This is a genomic window from Pseudonocardia oroxyli, assembly GCF_900102195.1.
GTDB classification, from domain to species: Bacteria; Actinomycetota; Actinomycetes; order Mycobacteriales; family Pseudonocardiaceae; genus Pseudonocardia; species Pseudonocardia oroxyli.
In genome coordinates, this window is the sequence record NZ_FNBE01000011.1 from 62,145 (window position 1) to 87,082 (window position 24,938).

Here is a 24,938-nt window from a genome sequence, read left to right on the forward strand (position 1 = left end):
GGCCGACGGACGAGAGCATGGAGCTCCAGGAGACCACCGTCGGGGCGGTGCTGCGTGAACGCGCCGCCACGGTGCCGGACACGACTGCGGTGTTCTGGCTCGCGGGAGACACCCTCGAGTCGATGACCTATGCCCGGCTGCTGGAGCTGTCCCTGGAGTGCGCTGCTCGCATCATGGCGGTCACCCGCGCCGTGGGCGACCGGCTGGCCGTCTGGACACCGAACACGGTCGAGTGGATCATCGTGTACTACGGGTGCGCGCTGAGCGGCCGGGTGATCGTCCCGCTCAACCCCATGCTGAGCGACGGCGAGTTCGTCCACTCGCTGCAGCACTGCGGTGCGCCCGTCGTCCTCGCCGCGGCCGACTTCCGGGACCGCGACCTGCTGGGCCGGGCACAGAAGCTCGCGCCGGAACTCGGCGTCCGGGCGCACGATCTGCGGCTGTGGGCCGACCTGCCCGTCTCGTTCGATCCCCTGCCGGAGGTCAGCCCGGCTGATCCCCTGCTGATCCAGTACACCTCGGGCACCACCGGCAAGCCCAAGGGTGCCGTTCTCTCCCACTCCTGCGCCTACAACAACGCTCAGCTGCGCGGACGTCTGATGAAGCCCGGCGACGCCGAGGTCTGGTGCTCGCCCGCAGGCTTCCACCACGTCGGGGGGTCCGTCTCCCGGGTGCTGGGGGCGCTCGCGCTGTCCGGCGCGGTCGTGGTCGTCACCGATCCCAAGGGCTCCATCGTCGTCGACCTGCTCGAGCGCACGCGGGTGACCCACGCCGGCCTCATCGGCAAACTCGCCCTCGACTTCCTCGACGCAGTGGGCGCGGGCCGCGCCTTCCCGGCCCTGACCAGCGTCGCCCTCGGTGGCACGACCGTGACCCCGGACGTGGTGCAGCGGATCATCGACGCCGTCGGCGTCGCCGTGGTCAACGGCTACGGGCAGTCCGAGACCCCGCACATCACCGGCACCCGGTCGGACGACAGCCCCGAGGACCGGCTCCACACCATCGGGCGTCCGCTCCCCCAGCGCGAGCTCTGCATCATGCGGCCCGGGACCACCGAGTACGCCGACCTCGATGAGACGGGTGAGATCTGCACCCGCGGCCCGCTGATCATGGACGGGTACTTCGAGGACCCGGTGGCCACCGCGGCCACGATCGACGAGAACGGCTGGTTGCACACCGGCGACCTGGGCTCCATGGACGAGCGCGGCTTCCTCACCTTTCGCGGGCGCCTGCGGGAGGTCGTGATCCGCGGCGGCGAGAACGTGTATCCGGTCGAGGTGGAGAGCGCGCTGGCCCTCTGCGACGGGGTGGAGGAGGTCGCCGTCGTCGGCGTACCGGACGCCCGCTGGGGCGAGCAGCTGATGGCCGTCGTCCGGACCCGGCCGGGGTCCGCGCTCGATGCCGAGGCACTCCGTGCGCACGCCATGGGCCACCTGGCCCCCTTCAAGATTCCCCGGTACTGGCGGTTCACCTCCGACATGCCGAGAACCGCGTCCGGCAAGATCCGCAAGAACGTGCTGGTCGACACCTTCGCGGTGGAGCAGGCCGACTCGGCGGGCAACACGGGGGCCCGCTCGGCCGCGGACGCAGCGGTGGACGCGACCCACGCCTGAGGGCCGCCCGGCTGTGTCCGGACGACAACCGACCGCGAGTCCGGTGCTCCGACGCCGACGGGGACCGGACCCCGAGCAGACTCATCGAGGAGTTCCATGACGACGCGCCCCGACACCACCCTGTGCCTGCACGACGTGCAGGAGGAGCAGGCTCGCTCCAGCCCGGCCGTCTGGGCCGTCGTCGAGGACGATCTCCGGTTCGACTACCGGACCGCACAGCGACGGGTGCTGCAGCTGGCGTCCGTGCTCCGGTCCCGTGGCGTGGGTCCCGGTGATCGGGTCGCCTGGCTGGGTCTGAACTCGTTCCGAGTCGTCGAGCTGATGATCGCCGCCGGCCGTCTCGGGGCGATGATCTGCCCGCTGAACTGGCGCCAGACGGTCGACGAACTCGAGTTCGTCCTCGCCGACCTCGCCCCGACCGTCGTGGTCGCCTACCCCGACCCGACGCAGGGGGACGAGGGAGTCCATCCGCGGCTGCGCGCTGCTGCGGAGGAGGCGACGTGGTACATCGTCGACGGATCCGCCGAGGGCTACGAGTCCGTGCTCACGGCCGCCGATCCCGACGTGACCCCGGCCCGGAGCGACCCGACCGCACCGGTGCTGATCATGTACACCGCGGCCCACGAGGGCCGCCCCAACGGTGCGATGATGACCCACCAGGGCCTGATCGCCGCCGGCGTGGTGCACGCCGTCATGCACGGGGCCTTCGACGGCGGCCAGCCGGTCTTCCTCGCCGCCCTGCCGCTCTACCACATCGCGACGTTCATGGGGTGTCTGTCGACGCTGCTGCTCGGCGGGACCGTGGTGTACCTCCCGCGCGCCTCCCCCGAGGGCATCAGCGGCCTGCTGGCCTCGGAGAGGTGCACCTGGGCCTACCTGACCGGGCCGATCATCGGGCAGGTCGCCGAGGCGGTCGAGGCGGCGGGTAGCAGCCTCCCGGACTTCCGGACCCCGGAGGCGTACGTCTCCGCCGACCCGCGCTGGGCCTCGCTGGGGACCCCCTCACCGGCCCCGTGGTCGCGGTACCCCGGTGCCTTCGGGCAGACCGAGCTGACCGGCATCGTCACCTACACCGCGCTCGCCGTCGGGGCCGAGGGGGCCGCCGGTCGTCCTTCGCCGTGGTGCCTGGTCCGGGTCGTCGACGGCGAGGACGAGGACGTCCCGCAGGGCGAGCCGGGCGAGATCGTCGTCCGGGGCCTGACCGCGGGTGCGGGCTACTGGAACCGCGACGAGGTCAACGCCCAGCGCAGCCGGGGCGGCTGGTGGCACACCGGGGACCTGGGCCGGCGTGAGTCCGACGGCTCGCTGAGCTTCGTCGGCCCGAAGACGCGGATGGTCAAGTCCGGCAAGGAGAACATCTACCCGGTCGAGGTCGAGCGCTGTCTGCGCGAGCACCCCGCCATCGCCGACGTCGCGGTGCTCGGTGTGCCCGACCCGGTGTGGGAGCAGTCCGTGAAGGCGGTCGTCGTCCCGGTCGCGGGCGAGACACTCACCGAGGACGAGGTCGTGGCGCACTGCCGGGAGCGCATCGCGTCCTACAAGAAGCCGCGCCACGTCGTGTTCGCGGCCGACCTCCCCCGCAAGGCCGGGCGGGTCGACCGCGACGAGCTCGACCGTCTCTACGACGGCGGCGGCTACCCCGGCGTCGGGGCCTGATCGCGGCGGCGGCTCGTCGCCCGCTCCACCTCGTCGAGGATCGGGGCGACGACGAGCCGCCGGGTCCGCAGGTAGGACCTGCGGTCCAGGCCGCCCAGGACGGCCGCACGTTCGGTCGCCACCTCGAGGAGTGCGTCGGGCTCCACCACCTCGTCGAGGTAGCCTGCCTCGAGTGCACCGGCGCTGTCGTAGAGGGTGGCCCCGGTGGTCGCCGGGAAGAGGACCCGCGGCGTGAGCCGGGCCCGGGCTGCGGCGACGGCGAGGGGGAACAGGGGGAGGCCGATCTGGACCTCGTTGAGCCCGATGCGGCTCGGCACCCGGGCTCCGATACGGGCGTCGGCGACCAGGAGCAGCAGGGCTCCCGCGGCCACCGCGTGCCCCGGACTCGCGACGACGAGCGGGACGGGCAGGGTCAGCATCGCGTTGTACAGGTCTGTCACGCGGCGCAGGTTGCCGGTCACCACGCTCCGGTCCGCCCCGAGCATCACGCTGCGGTCGAGCCCGGCGGTGAGACATCCCGGCCGGCCGGTGAGCACCACCGCATCGGCGGTGGCCGAGGCGGACAGCAGAGCGTCCTGGATCCCGTCGATCATCTCCAGGGTGAGTGCGTTGACCTTGCCGTCGTCGATCCGGACGACCGCCACGGCCTCGTCGATCTCCACGCTCACCGCATCGCTCACCATAGTCGCCCTCTCCATGGAACACTGCCCGATAATTCTGATAAGAATACAGGGTGACCGCAGACGACCGCCTCTCGGACGACAGTGACTCTCACGGCCCGGGCGCAGGGTCGCCGGTCCTGGTGCTGGTGCACGGGTTCGCCGACACCACCGCGACCTGGGACCCGCTCGTCACCGCTCTCGGCGACGCCGCGACCGCGCACCGGTGGGACCTACCCGGCCACGGGTCGCGGGCCGCCGACCCCACCGGGCTCGACCGCGACGACGCGGTGGCCGAGATCGCCGAGCGGCTGCGCGCGATCGGCACCCCGGTGCACCTGGTCGGCCACTCCCTCGGCGGCTACCTCGCCATGACGCTGGTGATCCGCCACCCCGAACTGGTCACGTCGCTCTCGCTCATCTCCTCAGGTCCGGGGTTTCGCGACCCCGGGGCCAGGATGGACTGGAACCGCTACATGGACCGGATCGCCGAGAAGGCCGCCATGCCGCCCGCCACGGCCGGGCTCGGCCACCAGCCGGACTCCTTCGTGATGGACCACGTCCGCGAGATCGACCGTCCCGTTCTGCAGGTCCTCGGCTCCGAGGACCGGCGCTACTCCGCGGGTGCGGCCTACCTGCAGCGCGTCCTGCCGGACAGCCGGATGGTGACCGTGGCGGGCGCCGGGCACCATCCGCAGGCCACCCACCCCACCGTCGTGGCGGACGCGCTGCTCACGCAGGTGTAGGAGAGCCGTCGGCCCGTCAGAGCCGCACGGGGCCCTCCCGGTGGAAACCGGGCCGGTAGGTCGGGTCCGAGCGGTCCCTCGCGCCCTGCGGTGACCGCTCCCATCCCGGGAAGCGAGTCTCGACCAGGGTGACGGAGTCCCAGTCGCGCACCGAGAACCGCTCCGCGATGCGCCAGCCCACCTCACGGCGCTCGTAGCGCTCGACGTAACGGCCGCCGACCGAGGTCAGGAAGCGCTCGGCACCCCGCATGGTCAGCGTGTACTCCAGGAAGTACGCCTCGGAATAGGCCACGTCGCCTTCGAGGTCGATCAGCTGGTTGGTCAGATGGTGCTGCTGGCTCTCGACGACGTCGAGCGCCGGGTCGGCGTCGCCGATGCCCACCCGGTCGGTCGGCGGCTCCGCGAACAGCCAGTCCACCCAGTCCGGTCCGGTGCCTGCGAAGTGGCCGTGCACGATGTGGGAGTCGGCGTGGAACGCCGATACCGCCACCGGCCGGTCGCGCCGGTCGAGCCCCCGACAGTAGCGCTGAAGCGCGTCGCGGATCTCCAGCCTGCTGATGACCTCGTCGCTGTTCATCGGTCTCCTCCCGCAGCAGCCGAGCCGCGGCCGTCGTCGTTGACACATCGAGTGCAGCGAATCTTATACTGTTTTTTCCCTCCTTCCTGCCACCGACCGCCGCCACCTCGGGGCCTCGTGTGGTGACGAGAGTCCTCGACGACGAGAACGGACACCACCATGACTCCGGCCGAGCTCTTCTCCATCCCCCACGACCGTGTCGTGGTGACCGGCGCGGGCTCCGGGATCGGGAGGGCGGTGACCTGTGTCCTCGCCGAGGCCGGGGTCTCGGTGTACGCGTTCGGGAGGCGGGTCGAGGCCCTCGACGAGACCGTGGCGCTGACCTCGCAGGCGCCCGGAAGGGTCACGGCCGTCCGGTGCGACGTGACCGATCCCGACGAGGTCGCCGCCGCCTTCGAGTGCGTGGAGCGCGACGGGGTGGCCACCGGGCTGGTCAACGCGGCCGCCCAGATGGTGAAGTCGCCGGCCCGGAGTATGACGGCGGAGATGTTCCAGCAGGTCGTGGCCTCCACTCTGTTCGGCGGGTTCAACGTCGTTCACCGATGGGCGCAGCCGCTCCTCGACGACGACCGCTCCGGCGCCGCGGTGATGATCACCAGCAACTCCGCGTCCCGCGGGACGCCCGGGGTCTCGCACTCGTCCGCGGGGAAGGCCGGGATCGAGTCGCTGACCCAGTCACTCGCCCGCGAATGGGGCCCCCACGGCATCCGGATCAACGCCGTCGGTCCGGGCGCCTTCCCGGTGGAGAAGTCCCGGGACGCCTGGAGCAACCCCGGGGTCGCCGCGCGCATGCAGGAGGCCATCGCACTGGGTCGCTTCGGCGAGCTCCACGAGATCGTGGGGCCCATCGTGTTCTTCCTGACCCGCGGCGCGGGCTACGCCACGGGGCAGCGCCTGCGAGTCGACGGTGGGCTCGGCCTGACCCGGTGGAGCCTGACCGAGAGCGACATCGAGTCGGGGATCAACAACTCCTACTCCTGAGCTGCGCCCCACCCGACCGGAGGTCCTCGACGATGACCGACCCCGCCGGAGCACCCGACCGGCTCGCCGACCGCGAGCGGATCCGGGACCTGGCCGTCACCTACTGCTTCGCCCTCGACGACGAGGACCCGGAGCTCATGAAGTCCGTGTTCTGGCCCGACGCCCACGACGACCACGAGCCGATGTTCAGCGGTCTGGCCTGGGACTTCGCGGACCGGTTCGTCACCTTCCGCGACCGGGTGCGTCCCACCCTGCACTTCGTCCTGAACCATCTGATCCGCTTCGGCGACGACCCCGACGAGGCCACCGGTCGGCTGTACGGCGGCGGGTTCCAGTTCGTCGGGGCCGAGCCGGCCCGGGGACCGCGCACCGTCGTCGGCACCTACACCGACCGCTACCAGCGGCGGGAGGGTGAGTGGCGCATCCTCGAGCGCCGGTTCGTGTACTCCGGAACCCTCCGCGGCACGGCCCCGCCCCAGGGCTGAGGCGGGGCGCCGCCGGTACCCGTCAGGACACGGGTACCGGTGGGCGGGCGGGATCGGACACGGCCGGGGACCGCTCCTCCGCGACCCAGCGCTCCACCGCGGCCAGCAGCTCGGGGGTCCGGAGCAGGGAGGGGTCGAACGACTGGTTGGCGAACAGCACCGCACCGGCGACCTCGTGGTCCACGGTGCTCATCTGGGCGAGGACGTCGGCGTGCCGCGCGGCCGCCCGCCGCTCGGGCGTCGGGTCCGGCCGGGGCCCGGTGGTGGTCGAGAAGGCCAGGTCGAAGCCGATCGCCTGGTTCCACGGGGTGTCCAGCCAGGCCGTGAAGTCGCGGTAGAAGCGCGCGGGCACGGCCGCGTCGTCGCCGTCGGCCGCGCGCAGGGTCTCGGCCAGGACCGTCGCCCCCTTCAGCCCGCTCGAGATGCCCTGCCCGAAGATCGGGTTGAACGACGCGAGCGCGTCGCCCACCGCGACGAACCCGGCGGGCACCGCGTCGAGCCGTTCGTAGTGCCGGCGCCGGTTGGCGGTGGAGCGCGACCGCGAGATGCCACTCACCGGCTTCGCCCGCGACACCACATGGTGCATGAGCGGGGTGGCGCACCCGGTCAGGAAGTCCACGAACTCGCCGTCCTCGCCGGGCGGGTAGTGGTGGGCGTGGCCGAAGAGCGACATGACATAGAGGCCGTTGTCCTGCGGGTAGAGGATGCCTCCGCGCGGCCACTGCGGCCGGGGCAGCTGGCTGATGAAGCGGTAGTCCCCGGGCCAGGCGTCCTCCGGGATCTCGAGCCAGCGGCTGGCGTAGCCGACGAACCCGTTCACCGTGGTCTCCTGCGGTATCGCGAAACCCTCGCGTTCCAACCATCCCGGCGCGGCGGTGCCCTTGCCGCTGGCGTCCACGACCAGATCGGCGGCGAGGTCGACCAGGTGGTCGTCGGTCGTCCGCACCCGCACACCCGTGACCGTGTCCCCCGAGGCCAGGAGGTGTTCGGCCCGCCCGTGCAGCACGCTCACCGCAGGCAGCTCCAGCACCATCTCCCGCGCGACGTGCTCCAGCAGCGCCCGGCGGACCCCGAAGCCGACCGCCCGGGACCGGCCCCGGGCCGACCATCCGTAGAGGCCCCAGGAGGCGCCGTCGTGGAGCTGGTCGAACATGACCGCGCCATGCTCCTTCGCCCGGTCGACGAAGCCGGGCAGGATCTCGGCCAGCAACGTCCGTCCGAGCTGTGGGATCCCGTGGACGTGGGGAGACTGCGGCACACCGCGCCGCGGGGACCAGGTCTGCGTGAGCTCGTCGCGCTCGACGACGGTGACGTGGGTGTAGAGCTCGCTGAGCATCCGGGCGGCACCGAGGCCGGCGAAGCTGCAGCCGACCACGACGGCATGATCACGACTCATCGGAGGCCATTCCTCGTTTCCGGATCTGTCGGAAGCACGTCCACAACTCGTCGACGAACGTGGTGGGCTGCTCGAACGCCGCGAAGTGGCCGCCCCGGTCGACCTCGTTCCAGTACACGAGATCGCGGTACACCCGCTCAGCCCAGCTCCGCGGGGGGCGGCGAATCTCCTTGGGGAAGATCGTCGCCCCGGCGGGCACGTCCACCGGTGTGCCGAACCCGGCGGGCTGGCATTCCCAGTAGAAGCGCGCCGAGGAGGTCGCCGTGCCGGTCAGCCAGTACAGCGAGATGTTGTCGAGCAGCCGGTCGATCCCGAAGCCCGCCACGGGGTCGTCGCCGCAGTCCGACCAGGACCGGAACTTCTCGAGGATCCAGGCACACTGCCCGGCGGGCGAGTCGGTCAGTCCGTAGCCGAGCGTCTGCGGGCGGGTTCGCTGCTGGTGCATGTAGCCGACCTCCCACCGCGACTGGTGGTCGTCGACCCGCCGCCAGGCGGCCAGGTCGGCCTCCTCCTCGGCCGTCACCGGTTCTCCCGGCGGTGGCCCGACCGTCACGAGGTTCAGATGGATCCCGACCAGACGCTCCGGATGCCGCAGCCCGAGCTGGTTCGTGACACTCGCCCCCCAGTCGCCGCCCTGCGCGGCGAACCGCTCGTACCCCAGCGCCGCCATCAGCCCGACCCACGCATCCGCGACGCGTTCCCGGTTCCAGCCGGTGACGGTCGGCCTGCCGCTGAGGCCGAACCCCGGCAGCGACGGGACCACGAGGTGGAACGCGTCGGCCGCGTCCCCGCCGTGGGCGACGGGGTCGACGAGCGGGTCGATCACGTCGAGGAACTCGAGCACGCTGCCCGGCCAGCCGTGGGTCAGCACCAACGGGGTCGCGTCCGCCTCCGGCGACCGGACGTGCAGCACGTGGATGGGCACGCCGTCGATGTCGACCAGGAACTGGGCCCGGGCGTTCACCCGGTCCTCGCAGGCGCGCCAGTCGTACTCGTGCTGCCAGTAGTGACACACCGAGCGCAGGTAGTCCAGCGGTACGCCCTGGGACCAGTCCATGACCGTCTCGGAGTCCGGCCAGCGGGTGTTGGCCAGCCGGGCCCGGAGGTCGTCGAGGGCGCTGTCGTCGACGCGGAGGTGGAACGGACGCGGCGACCCCACCGGCAGCCTCATCGCCCGTCCCTCACGGACGTCCCTCCCGAGCCGCCCGTGCCTGCGCGAACGCCTCGTCCGGCCACGGGCTGTCCCGGGCACCGGAGTACGGGTCCTGCTCGATCAGCTCGTACGCGATGCCGTCGGGTCCGCGGAACTGCACGCACGTCCGGGTCCGCCCGTCCCCGAGGTCCCAGGCCTCGGGGTCGTGGACCTGCGCCCGGAGATCCTCGGGCAGCTGCTCGCGCAGCGCGGCCACTCCCGCTGCGATGTCGTCGACCTCGAAGCCGAGCCGCTGGATCCCGACGTTGAACGGTGAGACGTACGGCTCGCCCACCACTCCCGGCTCGAACCAGTTGACGATGTCGATCGAGAACCGCTGGTCTCCACGGTGCCACAGGAACGCGGCATCGAACCGACCGCTGTCGGCGCCGAGCCCGAACCCGATCGGCGAGATCGTCTTCTCCGACGTCAGACGCTTGACGTAGTCGAGACCCACGACATCCTGGAGGAAGCGGCGCGAGCCGTCGACGTCCCGGCTGACGACGTTGACGTGGTAGAGCTGGTCGGGCAGGTCCGGCCTGCGGGGCGAGGGCCGCGCCGTGGTCTGCACCGCGGTCCCGTCGGGGTCCGGGCAGATGAAGCTGCGCCCCTCGGTGCCCCCGGGCACACTGATCCCGTGTCCACGCGGTGGCAGGAAGGAGCGGTGCCCCGCCGCGACGGCCTTCTCGTACCGGCCGTCGACGTCGTTGGTCAGCACACACATCCGGTACAGGCCCTGGTGGAAGAACGACGGGTAGGCCCGACCGGAAGGCGCCGGTGACGTCCACTGGACCAGGTGCACACTCACCCCCGGCTGCGAGGACGAGGAGTCGGCGAGCAGGGCGCCGTCGAAGCTACCCTCCTCGACCCCGAACGCCCGGAAGGGCTGCGTCGGGGCGTGAGTGCGCGCGTACACCCGAAGCGGGGTCAACGACTCGTAGAAACCGATCGACGCGCCCAGGTCGGACACGTTGACCGTGATCTCCCGGACCCGGTTGACATGAGGGCGAAGAACCACACCGTTGCTCCGTTCTCGCGGCGACCGGGCGGGGGCACGTTCGGCCGCGATCCCTCCGCACCCTTCCGTGCGGTGCGGCAGGGTCGTCGCCGACCCGAGGAGCGTGTCCGAGCCCGGGAGGGGCCGCTCGTGCGAGCGACCGCGATCTGAATCTGACAAGGAATGCTAGTCACGATTCCGGTGCCGTCAAGAAGGCCGACGGGCCCGCCCGCGCCGACCGACCTCGGCGAGAGTGGTCGTGCCGACATCCTGTGTCCTGGGTCGGCCCCGCGAGAACACCCGGCCCGAGCCGAACGGGCGGGATCCGCGCGAATCCGCGGCTGGAACGCATGACCACGGCTCACCTCCCCTGTGGCTCCGCCACCGACGACGATCTACCGGCGACGCGGGTCGTCCCGCACGGGTCGGGCGGACCGTCGGGGCGACGGCGGGCCGGACACCGCGATCAGTCGCGACCGACCAGCAGTGGCCAGATCCCGGCCGCGCCTGCGGCGAGCGCCAGATCACCGAGCTGCTCGTTCCAGACCGCCTCGGCGTCGTCCTCGTCCCGCCACGCCCAGAGCCGGGTGGTGGCCACCCGGAGATCGTGCTCACGCGTGAAGCCCAGGGCTCCGTGGACCTGGTGGGTGATCCGGGCGATCTCCCCCGCCGCCTCACCCGCCCGGGCCTTCGCGGCGGCGATCGCGACCGAGGCACCCGCGATCCCGTCCCGGTCTGCCTCCAACGCGGCGGCCGACGCGCTCGCCTCGGCTGCGGCGACCTCCGCCGCGGCCAGGGCCAGCATCTGCTGGACGGCCTGCAGCTTCGCGATGGGCCTGCCGAACTGCACCCGCTCGGTGGCGTAGCGGGCCGCCATCTCCAGCGCGCACCGGCCTGCCCCCGCGAGCAGCAGGGAGCGGCCCAGTGCCGCACGCAGACGGAGCTGCTCCAGGGCACCGGCAGGCAGGGGCGCGGTCCGGACCGGCACGTCCTGCAGCTCCAGATCGTCTCGGGGCTCCTCGGCGAGGTTCATCCCCTCCACGACACGGATCCCGGCCGCACCGCTGGTGACGAGCACGACCTGCCCATCGACCGGGGCGACGACCGCGGACACCGCCCGGCCCCACGGGACCCGCCGAAGCGTCCCGCTCGCCCGGCCGTCCACGACGGACACCCCGGCCGCCGCGGCCGGGCCGACCGCGGACAGCGGTCCGCCGGGGAGCTCCAGGCCGGCCGCGTGGGCGAGCCAGCCCGCCATCAGGTCCGTCTCGACCAGGGGCACCCGGGCCGCGAACCGCCCCGCCGAACGGAGCACCGCCGTGGCGTCGGCGAACGAGCCCTCCGACCCGCCCGCGGACTCCGGCAGGGTGAGCCGTGCGAGCCCGGTCTCCTCGCAGGTCCGCCACAGCTCGGCGTCCAGTCCGGCGGCGGCGGAGTCCCAGGCGTCGCCGAAGACCGACTCCGCCATCTCCAGCAGCTCGTTCATCGCAGTCCCAGCCCTCGTGCCACGATCCCGCGCAGGATCTCGTTGGTACCGCCCCGCAGGGTGAAGCCCGGGCTGTGCCGTACGGCGTCCGCCATCATCCGGGACAGCCCGCCCTCGGCGGCGGGATCGGGAACCACCGGGACGAGCCAGCGCGCGACGTCGATCACCTCGGACTCGAACCGGGTGCCGAGGTCCTTCACCACCGCCGCCGCGGTCTCGGGAGCCGCGCCCGCGTCGAGCGCCCCCGCGACGGCCACCGACATCCGGCGCAGGGTCCGGTAGTGCGCCACCAGGCGGCCGAGGTCGCGACGGCGCCCCCGGTCCGGATCGCCCTCGGCGAGCGCCCCCACGACCGCCGCGAACAGCGGGAAGGTCGAGAGGTAGCGCTCCGGGCCGGAGCGCTCGAAGGCCAGCTCAGAGGTGACCTGGTGCCAGCCCTGCCCCAGCTCGCCGAGCACCATCGAGTCCGGCACGAACACCCTGTCGAACACCACCTCGTTGAAGTGGTGGGCCCCGGTGAGCAGGGGGATCGGGCGCACGGTGACCCCGGGCGAGTGCAGGTCGACGATCAGCTGCGACAGTCCGGAGTGCCGGTTGCCGTCCTCGGCCGGAGCCGTGCGGACCAGGGCGAAGAAGGCGTGCGCGTGGTGCGCCCCGGAGGTCCAGACCTTCGTGCCCGTCAGCTCCCAGCCGCCGTCGACCCGGACCGCCCGCGAGCGGACGGAGGCCAGGTCGGAGCCGGAGTCCGGCTCGGACATCCCGATCCCGAAGTAGATCTCGCCGGAGGCGATGCCGGGCAGGTAGCGCTCCCGCTGCTCCTGGGTGCCGAACCGCAGCAGCGACGGCGCGATCTGCCGGTCCGCGATCCAGTGGGCCGCGACGGGCGCACCGGCGGCCAGCAGCTCCTCGGTCACGACGTACCGGTCGAGCGCACCCCGGCCGTGGCCGCCGTACTCGGTGGGGATCGTCATCCCGAGCCACCCGCGGCGACCGAGCTCCTTGCTGAACCGCTCGTCCCAGCCCGAGAGCCAGGAGTCGACCCGCGGCCGCCAGTGACCGTGGGCCTGTTCCTCGGCCAGAAAGGACCGGACCTCGACCCGCAGGGCGGCGGCCCCCGGGGGGAGCCCGACGGGCGGCGGCGTCATCTCCGAGTGTGTGACCACGTGCTCATTCGCCTTCTCTTCGTCGCGGACAGGACCGGGTGGCGCGGCGGCGCATCACGCCGCGCGGAAGGCGGGAGCCAGTCGGGCCGCGAACGACTCGACGGCGGAGATCATCGTCGACAGGTCGAGCGCCGCCCCGCTCCCGACGTGGCGCTCGGTGGAGTCCCCCCGTGCCGAGACCGCCCAAGGCTGGACGATGACGTCCGTGACGCCGAGCTGCGCCCACTCCTCGACGGCCTCGACCGACCCGAGTGCGGGCACGCTCGCCACGATCCGGAACCCCGCGGGGTCGCGGTCGAGCTCCTCGAGCTGCTTCCGCAGCGCAGCGATGATGCCGCGCCCGCGGTCGGCGTCGGAGAACACCCCGATCCAGCCGTCGCACAGGGCGGCCGCGCGGTGCAGGGCCCGCTCCGAGTACCCCCCGCACCACAGCGGCACGGGCGCGGACGGCGCCGGCAGCATCCGCACACCGGCGAAGTCGTAGTGGCGCCCGTGGTACTCGGTCCAGTCGCCCGCCCAGAGCGCCCGCATCACGTCGATCATCTCGTCGAGGCGCCGGCCGCGGGTGCCGAACGCCTGGCCGGTCAGATCGAACTCCTCGCGCATCCAGCCCACTCCGACCCCCAGCGCCACCCGGTCGGGGGCCAGGGCCGCCAGCGTGCCGACCTGTTTGGCCAGGCCGAACACGTCCCGGGCCGGGGCGATGTACACCGAGGACCCGAACCGGAGCCTGCGGGTGCGCGCGGCGAGGGCGGCCGCGGTCACCCAGACGTCCGGGAACGGAACGGCACCGGGCCACGGCGGAGTGCCGTCCTCGGAGTACGGGTAGCGGGACGCGGTGTCCCGGACGGAGAAGAGATGGTCCGCGAGGAGAACCCCCTCGTAGCCCAGCTCGTCGAGGACCTCGGCGACGGGGAGGTAGTGCTCCACCGGCGCGTAGACCATCGACGTCCAGAATCTCACCCCCTCACCCGGCCTTGCGAGCGCCCTGGCCCCCGCACACGGCGAGCGTCTCGCCCGTCACGTACCGGGCCCCGTCTCCCACGAGGTAGAGCAGCGCGGCGGTGATGTCCTCGGGCTCCACCCAGGGCACGTCCATGGGGATGGTCGACCGGAACCGCTCGACGGCCTGCTCGACCGTCGGCCGCTCGACATCGGGCAGCCACATCCGCAGCATGTCGTCGTTCGTGAGCATGTCGGTGTTCACGTTCGTCGGGCAGATCGCGTTCACGGTCACCCCCGAACCCGCCAGCTCGAGGGCCGCCGACTTGACCAGACCGATCACCGCCCACTTCGACGCGGCGTAGTGGGCCATGTTCGGAGACCCGGTCCGGCCCGCGCCGGACGCCGTCACCACGATCCGTCCCGATCCCTGCTCGCGCATGGTCGGAACAACGGCACGCAGGGTGTGGAACACCCCGGTGAGGTTGACATCGAGCATCGTCTGCCAGGACTCCGTCGTCAGCTCGTGCACCAGGCCCCGTGAGTAGATCCCGGCATTGCTGACGAGGATGTCGATCCGACCGAGCTCCCGGAGCGTGGTGGCGACGGCGGCGTCGACCGCCTCGTGGTCGCGCACGTCCGCTCGGAGGGCGAGTGCCCTCCGGTCCAGTGCCTCGACCATGTCGACGGTCTCGGCCAGCTGGTCGGCGGTGCCCATCGCGTACTTCACCGTCGGGACGCCCTCGAGGACATCGCACACCGCGATGTCGGCTCCCAGCCGCGCGAGGGCGACGGCGTGCGAGCGGCCCTGCCCCCGGGCGCCCCCACTGATGAACGCGACCTTGCCTGTCAGAGTGCCCACGTATCTCCTTCACGACCGGACGTGACCGAGGCCGGGGTGTCGGCCTCGGGAGGTCAGACCTTCGCCAGGTCCAACGGAACATAACCGGGCGCACTCTGGCCGAGCCTGCTGTCGGTCTCGACCATCCGACCGTTCTCGTCCTCGTGCAGGAGCCGGAACATGCCCTCGACGGCGCTGAAGATCTCGATCGTGGTGCAGCCCTGCGGTCCCGCAGTGTGCGGACCGTACAGTGTGTTCGGGTCGGCGGTGAAGGTGTCGCCCACCGACGCCACCCGGCCGTCGCCGAGCTCGAGGCTGCCCTGGATGACGATCTCGAACCGCTGGCACGGGTGGCCGTGCCGGAACAGCGTGTAATCCGCGGGCATGGTGAGGAGCAGGGCCGCGGGGCACTTCCAGCCCAGCTCGTCCGACCCCAGGAACCACAACGGAATCGTCTCCGGGTTCATGTGGGTCGAGGCGAGCGCCTCCACGAACCACTGCGGAGTCTCAGTCGGGGTGGAGCCGAACGGGAAGTACTTCATGGTGATCGCCTCTGATCCCGCGCGACGCGGCCTGCACCCGTGACACTGCATGTCAGACCGGGAGCTCGCGCATGTGTGCCAACGTAGAGAACCATAATCTTATCATGTTCGATCCCGGCTATCGAGGAAGCCCGTCCTGCCCCCTCGCCTCACCAGTCCTCGCTGATCGGGTCCGCGGGCGCGAACCCCCCGCGCAGCCACCCCGGTGGGAAGTCCCAACCCGGGCCGACGGGGTCGGTCCGGGTCCACTCGCACACGCACCGCCGAACCTGGATACGCCACTCACCACCGCGTCGGGTGAAGAGGTCGAGGTACCTCAGGGCGACGACGCGGTCGCGGGCCGGGCGCTCCCCGCCGGCGGGCAGCCGGTGGAACGCCAGCGCATAGGACTCGCACCGAGCCCGTTCACCCTCGACCTCCACCAGCACGTTGCCGATGAGATGCATCGTCCGCTCGCACCGGCTCAGCCCCGCGAGGGCGTGCTGGAGGAACTCCTCGACCCCGCCGGAGAAGTCACCGTGCTCGTCCTGAGCGTCGGCGTGGTAGCAGGACCTCACGAGCTCGAGATCCCTGCGGTCGATGCCCCGGCTGTAGCGGTGCACCACGTCGCGGATCTCCGAGGTCGCCAGCAGCCGCACCAGGGCCGCCTCCGTCTGCACGTCCATCGCCCACCTGTCGTCGTGGCGCGTACCGGCCGTCTGCTGCGGAAAGCGCACCGCGTCCACGACCAGCCGCGCCGAAGAGTCCGGAGGAGAGGTCGGGAGGGGCGCAGGGGCCCCTCCCCCGGGCCTCAGCCCTGTCCGGCGGTCAGGAACCGTCCGGCGATGACGAGCTGGTCCTCATCGCGGCGGCCCTCGAACACCGCCACCCCGGGTTCGGTCGTCCAAATCGAGATGACCAGGTCGTCCCCCGGGAACACCGGAGCGACGAAGCGGGCGGACAGCTCACCGAACGCGTCGGCGTCCCCTCCGCACACCTGCGCCAGCAGCGCCCGGCCGACCATCCCGTAGGTGCACAGACCGTGCAGGATCGGCCGGTCGAACCCGGCGGCCCGGGCGAACTCCGGGTTCGAGTGCAGCGGGTTGCGGTCACCCGACAGGCGGTAGATCAGCGCCTGGTTGTCGGCCACGTGCTGCGTCACGACGTGGTCCGGCTTGCGCTCGGGCGGCGTGGCCTTGGGCTGCGACGGCCCCCGGTCACCGCCCCAACCGCCGTCCCCGCGGATGAAGGCCACCGACCGGTTCGTGAACACGGACCGGCCGGTGGCCGGGTCGGTCGCCCGGATCTCGGTCTCGACGGCCGCTCCGGACCCCTTGTCGTACACACCCAGGATGGTCGAGCTGTACTCGACCGAGCCCGCCGCCGGGATCGCGGAGTGGACGATGGTCGTCTGCGAGCCGTGGACGAGCTTGCGCCGGTCGTAGTCGCCCATCGCGGCGGCGATCTCGGGCCCCGGCACGGCGAGGACGACGCCCATGGTCGGCACGGCCCGCGGCTCCATCCCCCGCGTGTCGTCGGTGGAGAACGCGAGCTCGTCGACGCCGCAGCCGATGCCGAGGGCGTAGACGACGGAGTCGGTGGTGCTCCAGGTACGCGTGGTGGCCGACGACGTGAAGCCGGCGGCGTCGCGGTTCACCCCCATGGCTCGACCCCTCAGCCCGCCTGACCGGCGGGGCCGCCGGCCAGGCGCTCGATCTCCTTCGTCAGAGCGGACGGCTCCCAGCGCGAGTCCGACTCGACCCGCGACTCGACCGACCACGACTTGTACAGCTTGACCGTCCCGCCCGCCACCCAGAAGGTGCGGCCGGTGACGCTCGACTCCGGGGAGGCCAGGGCCACCACGAGCGGTGAGATGTTCGCGGGGTCCCACGGGTCGAACTCACCCTCGGCGGCCGCGGGCATGAGCGCGTCGACCGTGGGGGTCTGCGCGATCAGCCGGGTCCGGGCGGCGGGCGCGATCGCGTTGACCCGCACCCCGTAGCGGCTCAGCTCCTTGGCAGCGATCTCGGTGAGGGTGGCGATGCCGGACTTCGCCGCGCCGTAGTTCGCCTGACCGGGGTTGGAATGCAGACCGGACGTCGAGCTGGTGTTGATCACCGAGGCCCGCACCTGCTCGCCCGCCTTGCTGCGCTCCCGCCAGTGGCCCGCCGCGAAGTGCAGCGGCGCGAAGTGGCCCTTGAGGTGGACCCGGATGACCGAGTCCCAGTCGCTCTCCGACATCTGGGCGATGACCTTGTCGCGCAGGATGCCTGCGTTGTTCACCAGGACGTCCACCCGGCCGAACGCCTCCACGGCCTGGGCGATCATCCGCTCGGCCCCGGCCCAGTCGGCGACGTCGTCGCCGTTGACCACCGCCTCGCCCCCCAGCGCACGGATCTCCTCCACGACCTGCTCGGCGGCCGTCGGGTCACCGCCGGAGCCGTCGCTGGCGCCACCGAGGTCGTTCACCACGACCTTGGCGCCCTCCTTCGCGAAGAGCAACGCGTGCTCGCGCCCGATGCCGCGGCCGGCACCCGTGATCACTGCGACCTGGCCGTCCAGATTCCCCATTGCCGTCCACTCGTCAGGGCGGCGCGCACTCCGGCGTGCCGCGGGATCGATCACCCGAACCCGGACCTTGCGGGCACGAGCTCCGCCTGAATATTATCAGATTAGAACAGCCTGTGGTAGCACCGGCGCCGCCACCGTCACCCCACACGTGAGGTCGTCATGGAGTTCGTCTACACCCAGGAGCAGGACGATCTGCGGACGTCGCTGCGCAAGTTCCTCGCGGCCAAATCCTCCGAGGCCGACGTGCGGCGGGTGATGGAGACCGAGCTGGGCTACGACCCTGATGTGTGGGCGACCCTGACGTCGGAGCTCGGGCTGACCGCCCTCGCCGTGCCGGAGGAGTTCGGCGGGCTCGGTTTCACCTTCCTGGAGCTGTCCATCGCCTTCGAGGAGATGGGGCGGGCCCTGCTGTGCGCACCGTTCCTCTCCGCGTGCGTCGCCTCGGCAACCCTCCTCGCGTCCGGCGACCCGGCCGCCCAGACGGACCTGCTTCCCGGGATCGCGGAAGGCACCACCCTGGCGACACTGGCGCACATGGAGTCCCCCCAGGACTGGGCGGGCACGACCGTGACATGCCGGGCGACCGCCGCCTCCAACGGCTACCGGATCACCGGTACCAAGCGGTTCGTCCTCGACGGCGGGGCCGCCGATCTCGTCCTCGTCGTCGCCGACACCGACGGCGGACCGGCACTGTTCGCCGTCGACGCCGCGGCCGACGGTGTCGACCGGACCCCGATCGAGACGCTGGACCCGACCCGGCGGTTCGCCGACATCACTCTCGACAGAGTGGCCGGACGCCTGGTCGGCGAGCCGGGACGGGCTCAGGCGATCGTGTCGGCCGCGCTCGACGTCGGTGCGGCCGCGTTGGCCGCCGAGCAGGTCGGCGGGGCCCAGCGGGTCCTGGACATGAGCGTCGAGTACGCCGGGATGCGCGTGCAGTTCGGCCGCCCGATCGGCAGCTTCCAGGCGATCAAGCACAAGTGCGCCGACATGTTCCTCGCGGTCGAGGGCGCGCGGGCCGCCGCTCAGCACGCCGCCTGGGTCGCCACCGACGACCCGGGGTCGCTCCCGGTCGCTGCCAGCCTCGCCCAGGCCGACTGCTCGCAGACCTACTCGACCGCCGCCGCCGAGAACATCCAGATCCACGGCGGCATCGGGTTCACCTGGGAGCATCCGGCGCACCTGTACTTCCGGCGGGCGAAGAGCAGCGAGATCCTCTTCGGCGACAGCGTCTACCACCGCGGGCTGCTGGCCCGACGGCTCGCCGTCATTCCCACCCCGGCCTGAGTCGGCAGGGCTTGCAGGCATGACCGAGAGCACACCGCCGACCGCCGACTCCCACGAACTGTTCGTCCACTGGATCCGCAGCCTCGCGGCAGAGCGCCGGTACGGCCCCGACGACCGGATCGGCAGCCTCAACCTCATCGACGCCGCTGCCCGCCTCCGCGCCGTGGAGGTCCTGCGGACCGGCGAGAGCGTGGGGCTGTGCCGTCCGTTCCCGCTCGCCCCGGAGAGCTCGCCGACCGGGGGCCGGGCCTATGCGCTCGACCTCTACCGGCACGAGCTCGGCCCGACCACCGTGATGGCGGGCGACCATGTGGAGTTCGACTGTCACGGAGTCGGCTACACCCACGTCGACGCGCTGAACCATCTCGCCTTCGACGGCACGTGGTACGGCGGCCGGAGCGTGGCCGACGAGGTGTACCTGACCAGCCCGTCGGTGCTGGACCTCGCGGGCCGGGGAATCTTCGTCAGGGCGATCCACGTGGACGTTCCCCGACTGCGGGGCGTCGACTGGGTCGAGGCCGACGAGCCGGTCACCGCGGAGGACATCGAGCGGGGCATCGCCGCCGCCGGCGTCACCTTCGAGCGTGGCGACGCGCTCCTGCTGGACTGTGGACGTGATCGTTTCGAGGAGGTGCACGGACCCTTCGGCGCGGTCGAGAAGCGAGGCGGCGCCGGACCGAGCGCCGCCGAGTGGTTGGCCGACGCAGGCCCGTCCCTGCTGTGCTGGGACATGATCGACGTCATGAACCCGGCCTTCCCAGCGGCGGCGGTGCACCAGCTGCACTGGGCGATCGGGCTGGTCCTGGTGGACAACTGCGACTTCACCGCCGCGCGCGCCGCCCTCGCCCGTCACGACACCCACGTCGGTGCCCTCGTCGTCGCGCCGCTGCCCCTGCCGGGCGGCACAGGCTGCAACGTCAACCCGCAGCTGCTGATGTGAGAACGAGCCTCGGCTCCCGGAACGACAACGGCCCGTCACGACCCCCTGGAGCACCGGGAGAACGTGACGGGCCGTTGTCGAGTGCGTCGGGCGGCGCCTCAGTCCGTGCCGGGGAACGAGATCGTGGCCGATCCGGGGAGCAGCGGCGAGCCGTCCGCCGCCCGGGTCCAGATCTCCAGCTCGCAGACGAGCCGACCCGTGGCGTCGTCCCGGGAGACCTCGGTGACCCGGCCCCCCGCGGTGACCTCGACCCCCTTGAGACTCGGCGCGCGGAAGCTGCCCTGGACCTTGTCGATCCGGCCGTCCTCGCCCGCGAACTCACGAAGCAGGTTGTGCGCCCAGGACCACTGCAGATAACCCATCCCGAACGCCGCGGGGTAGCCGGCCGCCCGACCGGCCTCGTCGTCCATGTGGATCGGAACGAACTCGTCGTTCACGGCCGCGAAGCGGTTCCAGACGTCGAACCCGGGCGTCCATCTGAGGGGGTCCAGCTCCTGCCCCGCCTCGGGCGTCGGTCCGTTCATCCTGCCTCCGTCCTTCTGTCCCGGCATCAGTAACGGATCCCGGTCTGCCGCCGCACCTGGACGATCTCGTCACGCTGGTTCGTCCAGGTCTCGAGGTTCGTGGTGAACAGCATCTGGCCGAGGCGACCGGATCGCTCGGTGTAACCGTCGAGCACCCGCACCGCCGTGATGACGTCCCCGGCCACGATGTCGCCGCGGTACTCCACATCGAGCCCGCCGTTGAGCTGGAACCTCAGCCCCGGACCATCGATGCCGAGAGTCTTCTCCAGTAGGTCCGGGTCGAGACGGTCCACCTCGGGAAACCCGGACGGGTCGGCCGTCATCCACGCGAACGGGTTGAACTCGTGCGGCGCCACCCAGCGCCCGCCGAGCTCGCGCTCGATGTGCTCCGCGTCCCAGTAGCGGCGCGGCGGATGCTTCGGGTAGTAGACGGCCATCGCCCACTTGCGGATGTCGGAAGCCGACACGGGGAAGCTGACCCGACGGCTCACCTCCGCACCGATCTTCCCCGCCATGGCCTCGCTGATCAGCGTGGACGCCGGTGCACTCATGCGAACTCCATCCGGGTCGGCTCCTGAAGGGCCGCCTGCCACTGCGTGGCGGGCCCGAGGGAGGCCTCCACAGAGACGGCCCGTTTGAGGTACAGGCCTGCGTCGTGCTCTGCCGTGAACCCGATGCCACCGTGGTTCTGGATGTTGACTGCGGTGTTCTGGCGCGCGGCGTCGACCGCGAGCTGCAGCGCCGCCGCGGCCTGGACGCGGGCGTCCCCCGCCCCCGCGCGGACCCGCAGCGCCGCGAAGTGCAGCTGAGACTCGGCGACGTGGCAGCGGGTCAACATGTCGGCACACCGGTGCTTCACGGCCTGGAAGGACCCGATCGGCTTGCCGAACTGCTTGCGCACCTGCGCGTAGGCGGTGGACTGGCGCGTGGTGGCCTGGGCGAGTCCGAGCAGAACGGCCGCCCCGAGGATCCACTGGCGCGTCTGCAGCGCGTCGCCGTCGACGTGCGCGACCTGCTCGCCCACCTCGACCTCCGCGAGAGCGACGGTCGGGTCGACCGACGGCACGGGGGTGAGACCGCGGACGCGCTCGAGGAACGCGCCCTTCTCGGACACCGACAGCACCAGCTCACCGGGCCCGGCGTCGAAGGCAATGCGACCGGTCCGCAACCCGACCCGCTCCTCGCCAGCGAGCAGGCGACCGATGAGGTCGTCCTCGCCGCCGCCGTCGATGGCCAGGTGCGTGGCCAGCACGGTCGACAGCAGCGGCCCGGGGGTCAGGTGGCTACCGAACTGGCCGAACATCAGGAACTCCTCGATGAGCCCGAGACCGAGTCCCCCCTTCGACTCGGGCACGCCCAGGGAGAAGAACCCCATCGACGCCCACTGAGTCCACATGCCGTCGTCGACCATCGTGTCGCCACCCATCGCGAGCCGCAGACGCTCGATGGGCAGCTCCGCGGCGAGGTACTCGGCGACGGAGTCCGCGATGTCCTTCTGTGCGTTCGACGGAGTCAGATCCATGATCGCTCCTCTCCCGGTCGATCCGTCATCGGGGCAGCCCGAGCACGCGCTCGCCGATGATGTTGCGCTGGATGTCCGACGTGCCGCCACCGATGGTCGCGCAGAAGTCGTTGAGCCACTTGAACGTCCACTGGTCGACCCGCGCCGCCTCCGTGCCCAGCAGCCGAAGGGCGAAGGCGGAGATCCGCTGCCGCAGCTCGTTGCAGTAGACGTTGTACGACAGCGAGCCCCGGTCCGCGCCGTCGGTCGAAGGGGAGACCACCCGGTAGGCCATGGCCCGGACGGCGAAAGCCTCGGCCCGGAGCCTGGCGAAGTCCGCGGCCAGCGACAGGTCCGTGAACGCGCCGGACCGCTCCGCGAGTGTCCGGAGCTTCTCAAGGTCCGTGAGCACCGACAGCTTGGTGTCCAGGAACGCAGGTCCGCGCTCGAGCTCGAGCGTCGAGAGCGCCACCGTCCAGCCGCGGCCGATCTCGCCCACGACGTTCGTCAGCGGCACGTGCACCTTGTCGTAGAAGACCTCGGCGAACTCGGCGTGCCCGTCGATCGTCGGAATGGGGCGGACGACCACACCGGGCGTCTCCAGGTCCACGATGACCCACGTGAGTCCACGGTGGCGTGACTCGGGGGGCCCGGTGCGCACCAGCAGACCCTGCATCCTGGCGTACGGACCGAAGCTGCACCACACCTTCGACCCGTCGATGACGAGCTCGTCACCGACGATCCGGGCGCGGGTCCGCAGAGAGGCGAGGTCGGAGCCGGCCTCGGGTTCTGAGAAGCCCTGGCACCAGATCGTCGAGCCGTCGAGGATGCCCGGCAGGTACTGCTTCTTCTGCTCGTCGCTCGCGCTGAGCATGAACGTGTGCCCGATCTGGTTCAGGCCTGCCGCCAGGACGGACTTGCGTGGCGCCCCCGCGTTGACGAGCTCCTCGTACCAGATGACCTGCTGCAGGCTCGAGAGCCCGCGCCCGCCGTACTCGGTGGGCCAGTCGATGCCTGCCCAGCCCCCCTCGAACTGGCGGCGCTGCCAGGCGATGTCGAACTCCCGCATGGCGTCGCCGTCGGTCGGCCGGGGCTGCGACGGGACGTTCGCGGCGAGCCACTCCCGCGCCGTACGCCGGAACTCGCGGGCTTCCTCGGAGAAGTCCTCCACCGTCAGCCACCTCCAGTCGAGCCGACCGGGGCCGACGGCGAGAACCGGTAGAGGGTCACGTCCTCCCCGGGGATGTCGTGGAAGGTGACCGACACCGGCAGACCGACCCGGACCTGGTCGAGAGGACAGTCGTCGAGCTGGCCCAGCACGATCATGGGCTGCGGCTGCTCATCCAGCTCGACCATGACGACCACGTAGGGCACGTCGCCTGCGAAGGCGGCGGGCCCGCGGTGCACGATCGAGTAGCTGTAGATCACGCCTCGCCCGCTGAGCGGCACCCACTCGATGTCCGTGCTGAAACAGTTGCGGCAGGCCGGGTACGGGACCCAGCCGAACTGTCCGCAGCTGCGGCACCGCGGGCCGCGGAACTCCCGCGCGCTCAGCCCGTCCCAAAAGGGCCGGTTCTCCTCGCTGATCTGCGGCAGGGGCTTGAGATATGGGGCAGTCATCGCCCTGGCCTCCTCGTTCTCGCCGATGCTAGTCGTGCGCCAGTACCACGGTGGATGCGAGCCCGTGGACCGAGCCGCCCTGCCCGAGCGCGAGGCCGATCCGCGCATCGGCCACCTGCCGCTCACCACACTCGCCCCGCAGCTGGCGGACGACCTCGATGACGTTCATCCCGGACGGGTTGCCGTTGTGGCTGTTGGACAGAAGCCCGCCGTCGGTGTTGCACGGCATGGAACCGCCGAGCCTGGTGTGCCCCTCGCGTACGTACTCCGCCCCTTCACCGATCTTGCAGAACCCCATCTCCTCGAGGTTGCGCAGCATCGTGATGGTGAAGCAGTCGTAGAGGTTGGCCACGTCGATCTCGGAGCGGCTGACCCCGGCGATGTCGAAGGCCATGTCCGTGCAGCGGCGCACGGACTTCCCCTCCTCTGGGAACCAGGGGTTGTTGAAGGTCTGGTAGACGTCGGTCGCCGTCGCCTCGGCGCCGCCGAGCACCCACACCGGCGTCTTCCGGCAGTCCTTGGCGATGTCCTCGGCCGCCAGCACGAGGGCGTAGCCGCCGTCGTTCTCGATGCTGCAGTCCAACAGGTGCAGCGGGTCCGCCACCATCCGCGAGTTCACCACGTCCTCGATGGTGACGGGGCCCTTGCGGCCCATCACCGAGTCGGGGTTGAGCACCGCGTGGTCGCGGTGGATGACCGCGACCTGGGCCAGGTCCTCGCTCGACGCACCGAACTCGTGCATGTAGCGCTGCGCCCACAGGGCGTACAGCGGCGTCATGTAGGCCCCCTGGATCTCCCAGTGGAAGTCCGGCAGGCGCGGGGCCGCCGTGGGGACAGCCTTCGAGCCGGGCGCGTTGCCGCCCCCGGCATTGGCCACCCAGGCCAGGGCCACGTTGCACGTTCCCGCGCTGATCGCCGCCGCGGCCTTGGCCACGGCCCCCTCCCCCTGGCCGGTGCCGATGTAGGTGATGGGACGCTCACCGAGCTGCTCGGCCCAGTACATGTGGGTCTTGCTCCACGGCTCGGCCAACAGCGGCGACAGACCGTCGACGTCGGTGTGGGCGAGACCGGCGTCCGCCAGCGCCCCCTTGATGGCCTCGAGCTCCAGCGACACCTTCGTGCGACCGAGCCGCTTGCCCTGCTCGGTCGTGTAGACCCCGACGACCGCCGCTCTGCGTGTCGTGCTCATCCGAACTTCTCCCCTCGCCCGCCCTGGGCACGGTTGTCGCGTGTCATCCTG

General features: G+C 71.5%; 26 protein-coding genes. 7 read left to right on the top strand and 19 right to left on the bottom strand.

Features of this window, described 5'->3' with window-relative positions; translation table 11 throughout:
• Positions 1-17: 17 nt before the first annotated feature.
• A complete protein-coding gene (locus BLS43_RS17285; protein WP_093085890.1) occupies positions 18-1,613 on the top strand; it encodes a class I adenylate-forming enzyme family protein in 1,596 nt (531 codons plus the stop codon).
• Between the two features lie 96 nt (positions 1,614-1,709).
• A complete protein-coding gene (locus BLS43_RS17290) occupies positions 1,710-3,269 on the top strand; it encodes an AMP-binding protein (RefSeq protein ID WP_093085893.1) in 1,560 nt (519 codons plus the stop codon).
• On the opposite strand, the gene BLS43_RS17295 is transcribed toward BLS43_RS17290, so the two are convergent.
• The gene (locus BLS43_RS17295; protein WP_176921387.1) at positions 3,248-3,937 is read right to left on the bottom strand and encodes a crotonase/enoyl-CoA hydratase family protein; all 690 of its coding nucleotides are present in this window, start codon (positions 3,935-3,937) and stop codon (positions 3,248-3,250) included. The two genes, BLS43_RS17290 and BLS43_RS17295, sit on opposite strands and share 22 nt — an antisense overlap.
• Before the next feature lie 65 nt (positions 3,938-4,002).
• Between BLS43_RS17295 and BLS43_RS17300 the strand changes: the two genes are divergently transcribed.
• Positions 4,003-4,674: an alpha/beta fold hydrolase gene (locus tag BLS43_RS17300; protein ID WP_093085899.1), complete on the top strand. Its 672-nt coding sequence runs from the start codon at positions 4,003-4,005 to the stop codon at positions 4,672-4,674.
• A gap of 16 nt (positions 4,675-4,690) precedes the next feature.
• Here the strand turns inward: BLS43_RS17300 and BLS43_RS17305 are convergent, their stop codons facing one another.
• On the bottom strand, positions 4,691-5,251 hold the full coding sequence (locus tag BLS43_RS17305) for a nuclear transport factor 2 family protein (RefSeq protein WP_176921388.1): 561 nt from the start codon (positions 5,249-5,251) through the stop codon (positions 4,691-4,693).
• Positions 5,252-5,410: 159 nt separating this feature from the next.
• Here BLS43_RS17305 and BLS43_RS17310 point away from each other — a divergent pair, with 159 nt between their 5' ends.
• The gene (locus tag BLS43_RS17310; protein WP_093085905.1) at positions 5,411-6,232 is read left to right on the top strand and encodes an SDR family NAD(P)-dependent oxidoreductase; all 822 of its coding nucleotides are present in this window, start codon (positions 5,411-5,413) and stop codon (positions 6,230-6,232) included.
• Between the two features lie 32 nt (positions 6,233-6,264).
• Positions 6,265-6,717 carry a nuclear transport factor 2 family protein gene (locus BLS43_RS17315; RefSeq protein ID WP_093085908.1) on the top strand — a complete coding sequence of 151 codons (453 nt, stop codon included), beginning with the start codon at positions 6,265-6,267 and terminating at the stop codon, positions 6,715-6,717.
• Positions 6,718-6,739: 22 nt separating this feature from the next.
• Here the strand turns inward: BLS43_RS17315 and BLS43_RS17320 are convergent, their stop codons facing one another.
• The 11 genes from BLS43_RS17320 to BLS43_RS17370 all read right to left on the bottom strand — a co-directional run bounded on the left by BLS43_RS17320 (position 6,740) and on the right by BLS43_RS17370 (position 17,826).
• On the bottom strand, positions 6,740-8,113 hold the full coding sequence (locus BLS43_RS17320; RefSeq protein WP_143030089.1) for an FAD-dependent oxidoreductase: 1,374 nt from the start codon (positions 8,111-8,113) through the stop codon (positions 6,740-6,742).
• Positions 8,103-9,284 carry an epoxide hydrolase family protein gene (locus BLS43_RS17325; protein WP_093085915.1) on the bottom strand — a complete coding sequence of 394 codons (1,182 nt, stop codon included), beginning with the start codon at positions 9,282-9,284 and terminating at the stop codon, positions 8,103-8,105. The genes BLS43_RS17320 and BLS43_RS17325 overlap by 11 nt, the downstream gene beginning before the upstream one ends.
• 10 nt (positions 9,285-9,294) lie before the next feature.
• A complete protein-coding gene (locus tag BLS43_RS17330) occupies positions 9,295-10,323 on the bottom strand; it encodes a VOC family protein (protein WP_143030090.1) in 1,029 nt (342 codons plus the stop codon).
• 445 nt (positions 10,324-10,768) lie between these two features.
• On the bottom strand, positions 10,769-11,788 hold the full coding sequence (locus tag BLS43_RS17335) for an acyl-CoA dehydrogenase family protein (RefSeq protein ID WP_093085921.1): 1,020 nt from the start codon (positions 11,786-11,788) through the stop codon (positions 10,769-10,771).
• A complete protein-coding gene (locus BLS43_RS17340; protein ID WP_093086282.1) occupies positions 11,785-12,933 on the bottom strand; it encodes an acyl-CoA dehydrogenase family protein in 1,149 nt (382 codons plus the stop codon). Before BLS43_RS17340 ends, BLS43_RS17335 begins: the two co-directional genes overlap by 4 nt.
• 72 nt (positions 12,934-13,005) lie before the next feature.
• Positions 13,006-13,914, bottom strand: a complete 909-nt coding sequence (locus tag BLS43_RS17345) for a TIGR03619 family F420-dependent LLM class oxidoreductase (RefSeq protein WP_143030091.1) — start codon at positions 13,912-13,914, stop codon at positions 13,006-13,008.
• A gap of 4 nt (positions 13,915-13,918) precedes the next feature.
• Positions 13,919-14,755, bottom strand: a complete 837-nt coding sequence (locus BLS43_RS17350) for a mycofactocin-coupled SDR family oxidoreductase (RefSeq protein WP_093085926.1) — start codon at positions 14,753-14,755, stop codon at positions 13,919-13,921.
• 53 nt (positions 14,756-14,808) lie between these two features.
• On the bottom strand, positions 14,809-15,276 hold the full coding sequence (locus tag BLS43_RS17355; protein ID WP_093085928.1) for a hypothetical protein: 468 nt from the start codon (positions 15,274-15,276) through the stop codon (positions 14,809-14,811).
• A 149-nt stretch (positions 15,277-15,425) separates the two neighbouring features.
• Positions 15,426-15,941, bottom strand: coding sequence for a nuclear transport factor 2 family protein (locus BLS43_RS17360; protein ID WP_143030092.1), 516 nt, complete (start codon positions 15,939-15,941; stop codon positions 15,426-15,428).
• Between the two features lie 125 nt (positions 15,942-16,066).
• On the bottom strand, positions 16,067-16,918 hold the full coding sequence (locus tag BLS43_RS17365; RefSeq protein WP_093085935.1) for a MaoC family dehydratase: 852 nt from the start codon (positions 16,916-16,918) through the stop codon (positions 16,067-16,069).
• 11 nt (positions 16,919-16,929) lie between these two features.
• Positions 16,930-17,826, bottom strand: coding sequence for an SDR family oxidoreductase (locus BLS43_RS17370; RefSeq protein ID WP_093085939.1), 897 nt, complete (start codon positions 17,824-17,826; stop codon positions 16,930-16,932).
• A 159-nt stretch (positions 17,827-17,985) separates the two neighbouring features.
• Here BLS43_RS17370 and BLS43_RS17375 point away from each other — a divergent pair, with 159 nt between their 5' ends.
• Both BLS43_RS17375 and BLS43_RS17380 read left to right on the top strand, forming a co-directional pair.
• A complete protein-coding gene (locus BLS43_RS17375; RefSeq protein ID WP_093085943.1) occupies positions 17,986-19,113 on the top strand; it encodes an acyl-CoA dehydrogenase family protein in 1,128 nt (375 codons plus the stop codon).
• 19 nt (positions 19,114-19,132) lie between these two features.
• Positions 19,133-20,053 (top strand): cyclase family protein, encoded by a 921-nt coding sequence (locus tag BLS43_RS17380; RefSeq protein WP_093085946.1) that lies wholly within the window; start codon positions 19,133-19,135, stop codon positions 20,051-20,053.
• Positions 20,054-20,151: 98 nt separating this feature from the next.
• Here BLS43_RS17380 and BLS43_RS17385 read toward each other — a convergent pair whose 3' ends face one another.
• From BLS43_RS17385 to BLS43_RS17410, 6 genes are read right to left on the bottom strand one after another with little or no spacing between them, the layout of a single operon-like run.
• Entirely contained in the window at positions 20,152-20,577 is a 426-nt protein-coding gene (locus tag BLS43_RS17385) for a hotdog family protein (protein WP_093085950.1), read from the bottom strand.
• 26 nt (positions 20,578-20,603) lie between these two features.
• Positions 20,604-21,128, bottom strand: coding sequence for an FAS1-like dehydratase domain-containing protein (locus tag BLS43_RS17390; RefSeq protein ID WP_218129877.1), 525 nt, complete (start codon positions 21,126-21,128; stop codon positions 20,604-20,606).
• Positions 21,125-22,099: an acyl-CoA dehydrogenase family protein gene (locus BLS43_RS17395; protein WP_093085953.1), complete on the bottom strand. Its 975-nt coding sequence runs from the start codon at positions 22,097-22,099 to the stop codon at positions 21,125-21,127. Before BLS43_RS17395 ends, BLS43_RS17390 begins: the two co-directional genes overlap by 4 nt.
• 25 nt (positions 22,100-22,124) lie before the next feature.
• A complete protein-coding gene (locus BLS43_RS17400) occupies positions 22,125-23,249 on the bottom strand; it encodes an acyl-CoA dehydrogenase family protein (RefSeq protein ID WP_093085956.1) in 1,125 nt (374 codons plus the stop codon).
• 2 nt (positions 23,250-23,251) lie between these two features.
• Positions 23,252-23,698: a Zn-ribbon domain-containing OB-fold protein gene (locus tag BLS43_RS17405; protein ID WP_176921389.1), complete on the bottom strand. Its 447-nt coding sequence runs from the start codon at positions 23,696-23,698 to the stop codon at positions 23,252-23,254.
• A 28-nt stretch (positions 23,699-23,726) separates the two neighbouring features.
• Positions 23,727-24,887, bottom strand: a complete 1,161-nt coding sequence (locus BLS43_RS17410; RefSeq protein WP_093085962.1) for a thiolase family protein — start codon at positions 24,885-24,887, stop codon at positions 23,727-23,729.
• Positions 24,888-24,938 lie beyond the last annotated feature (51 nt).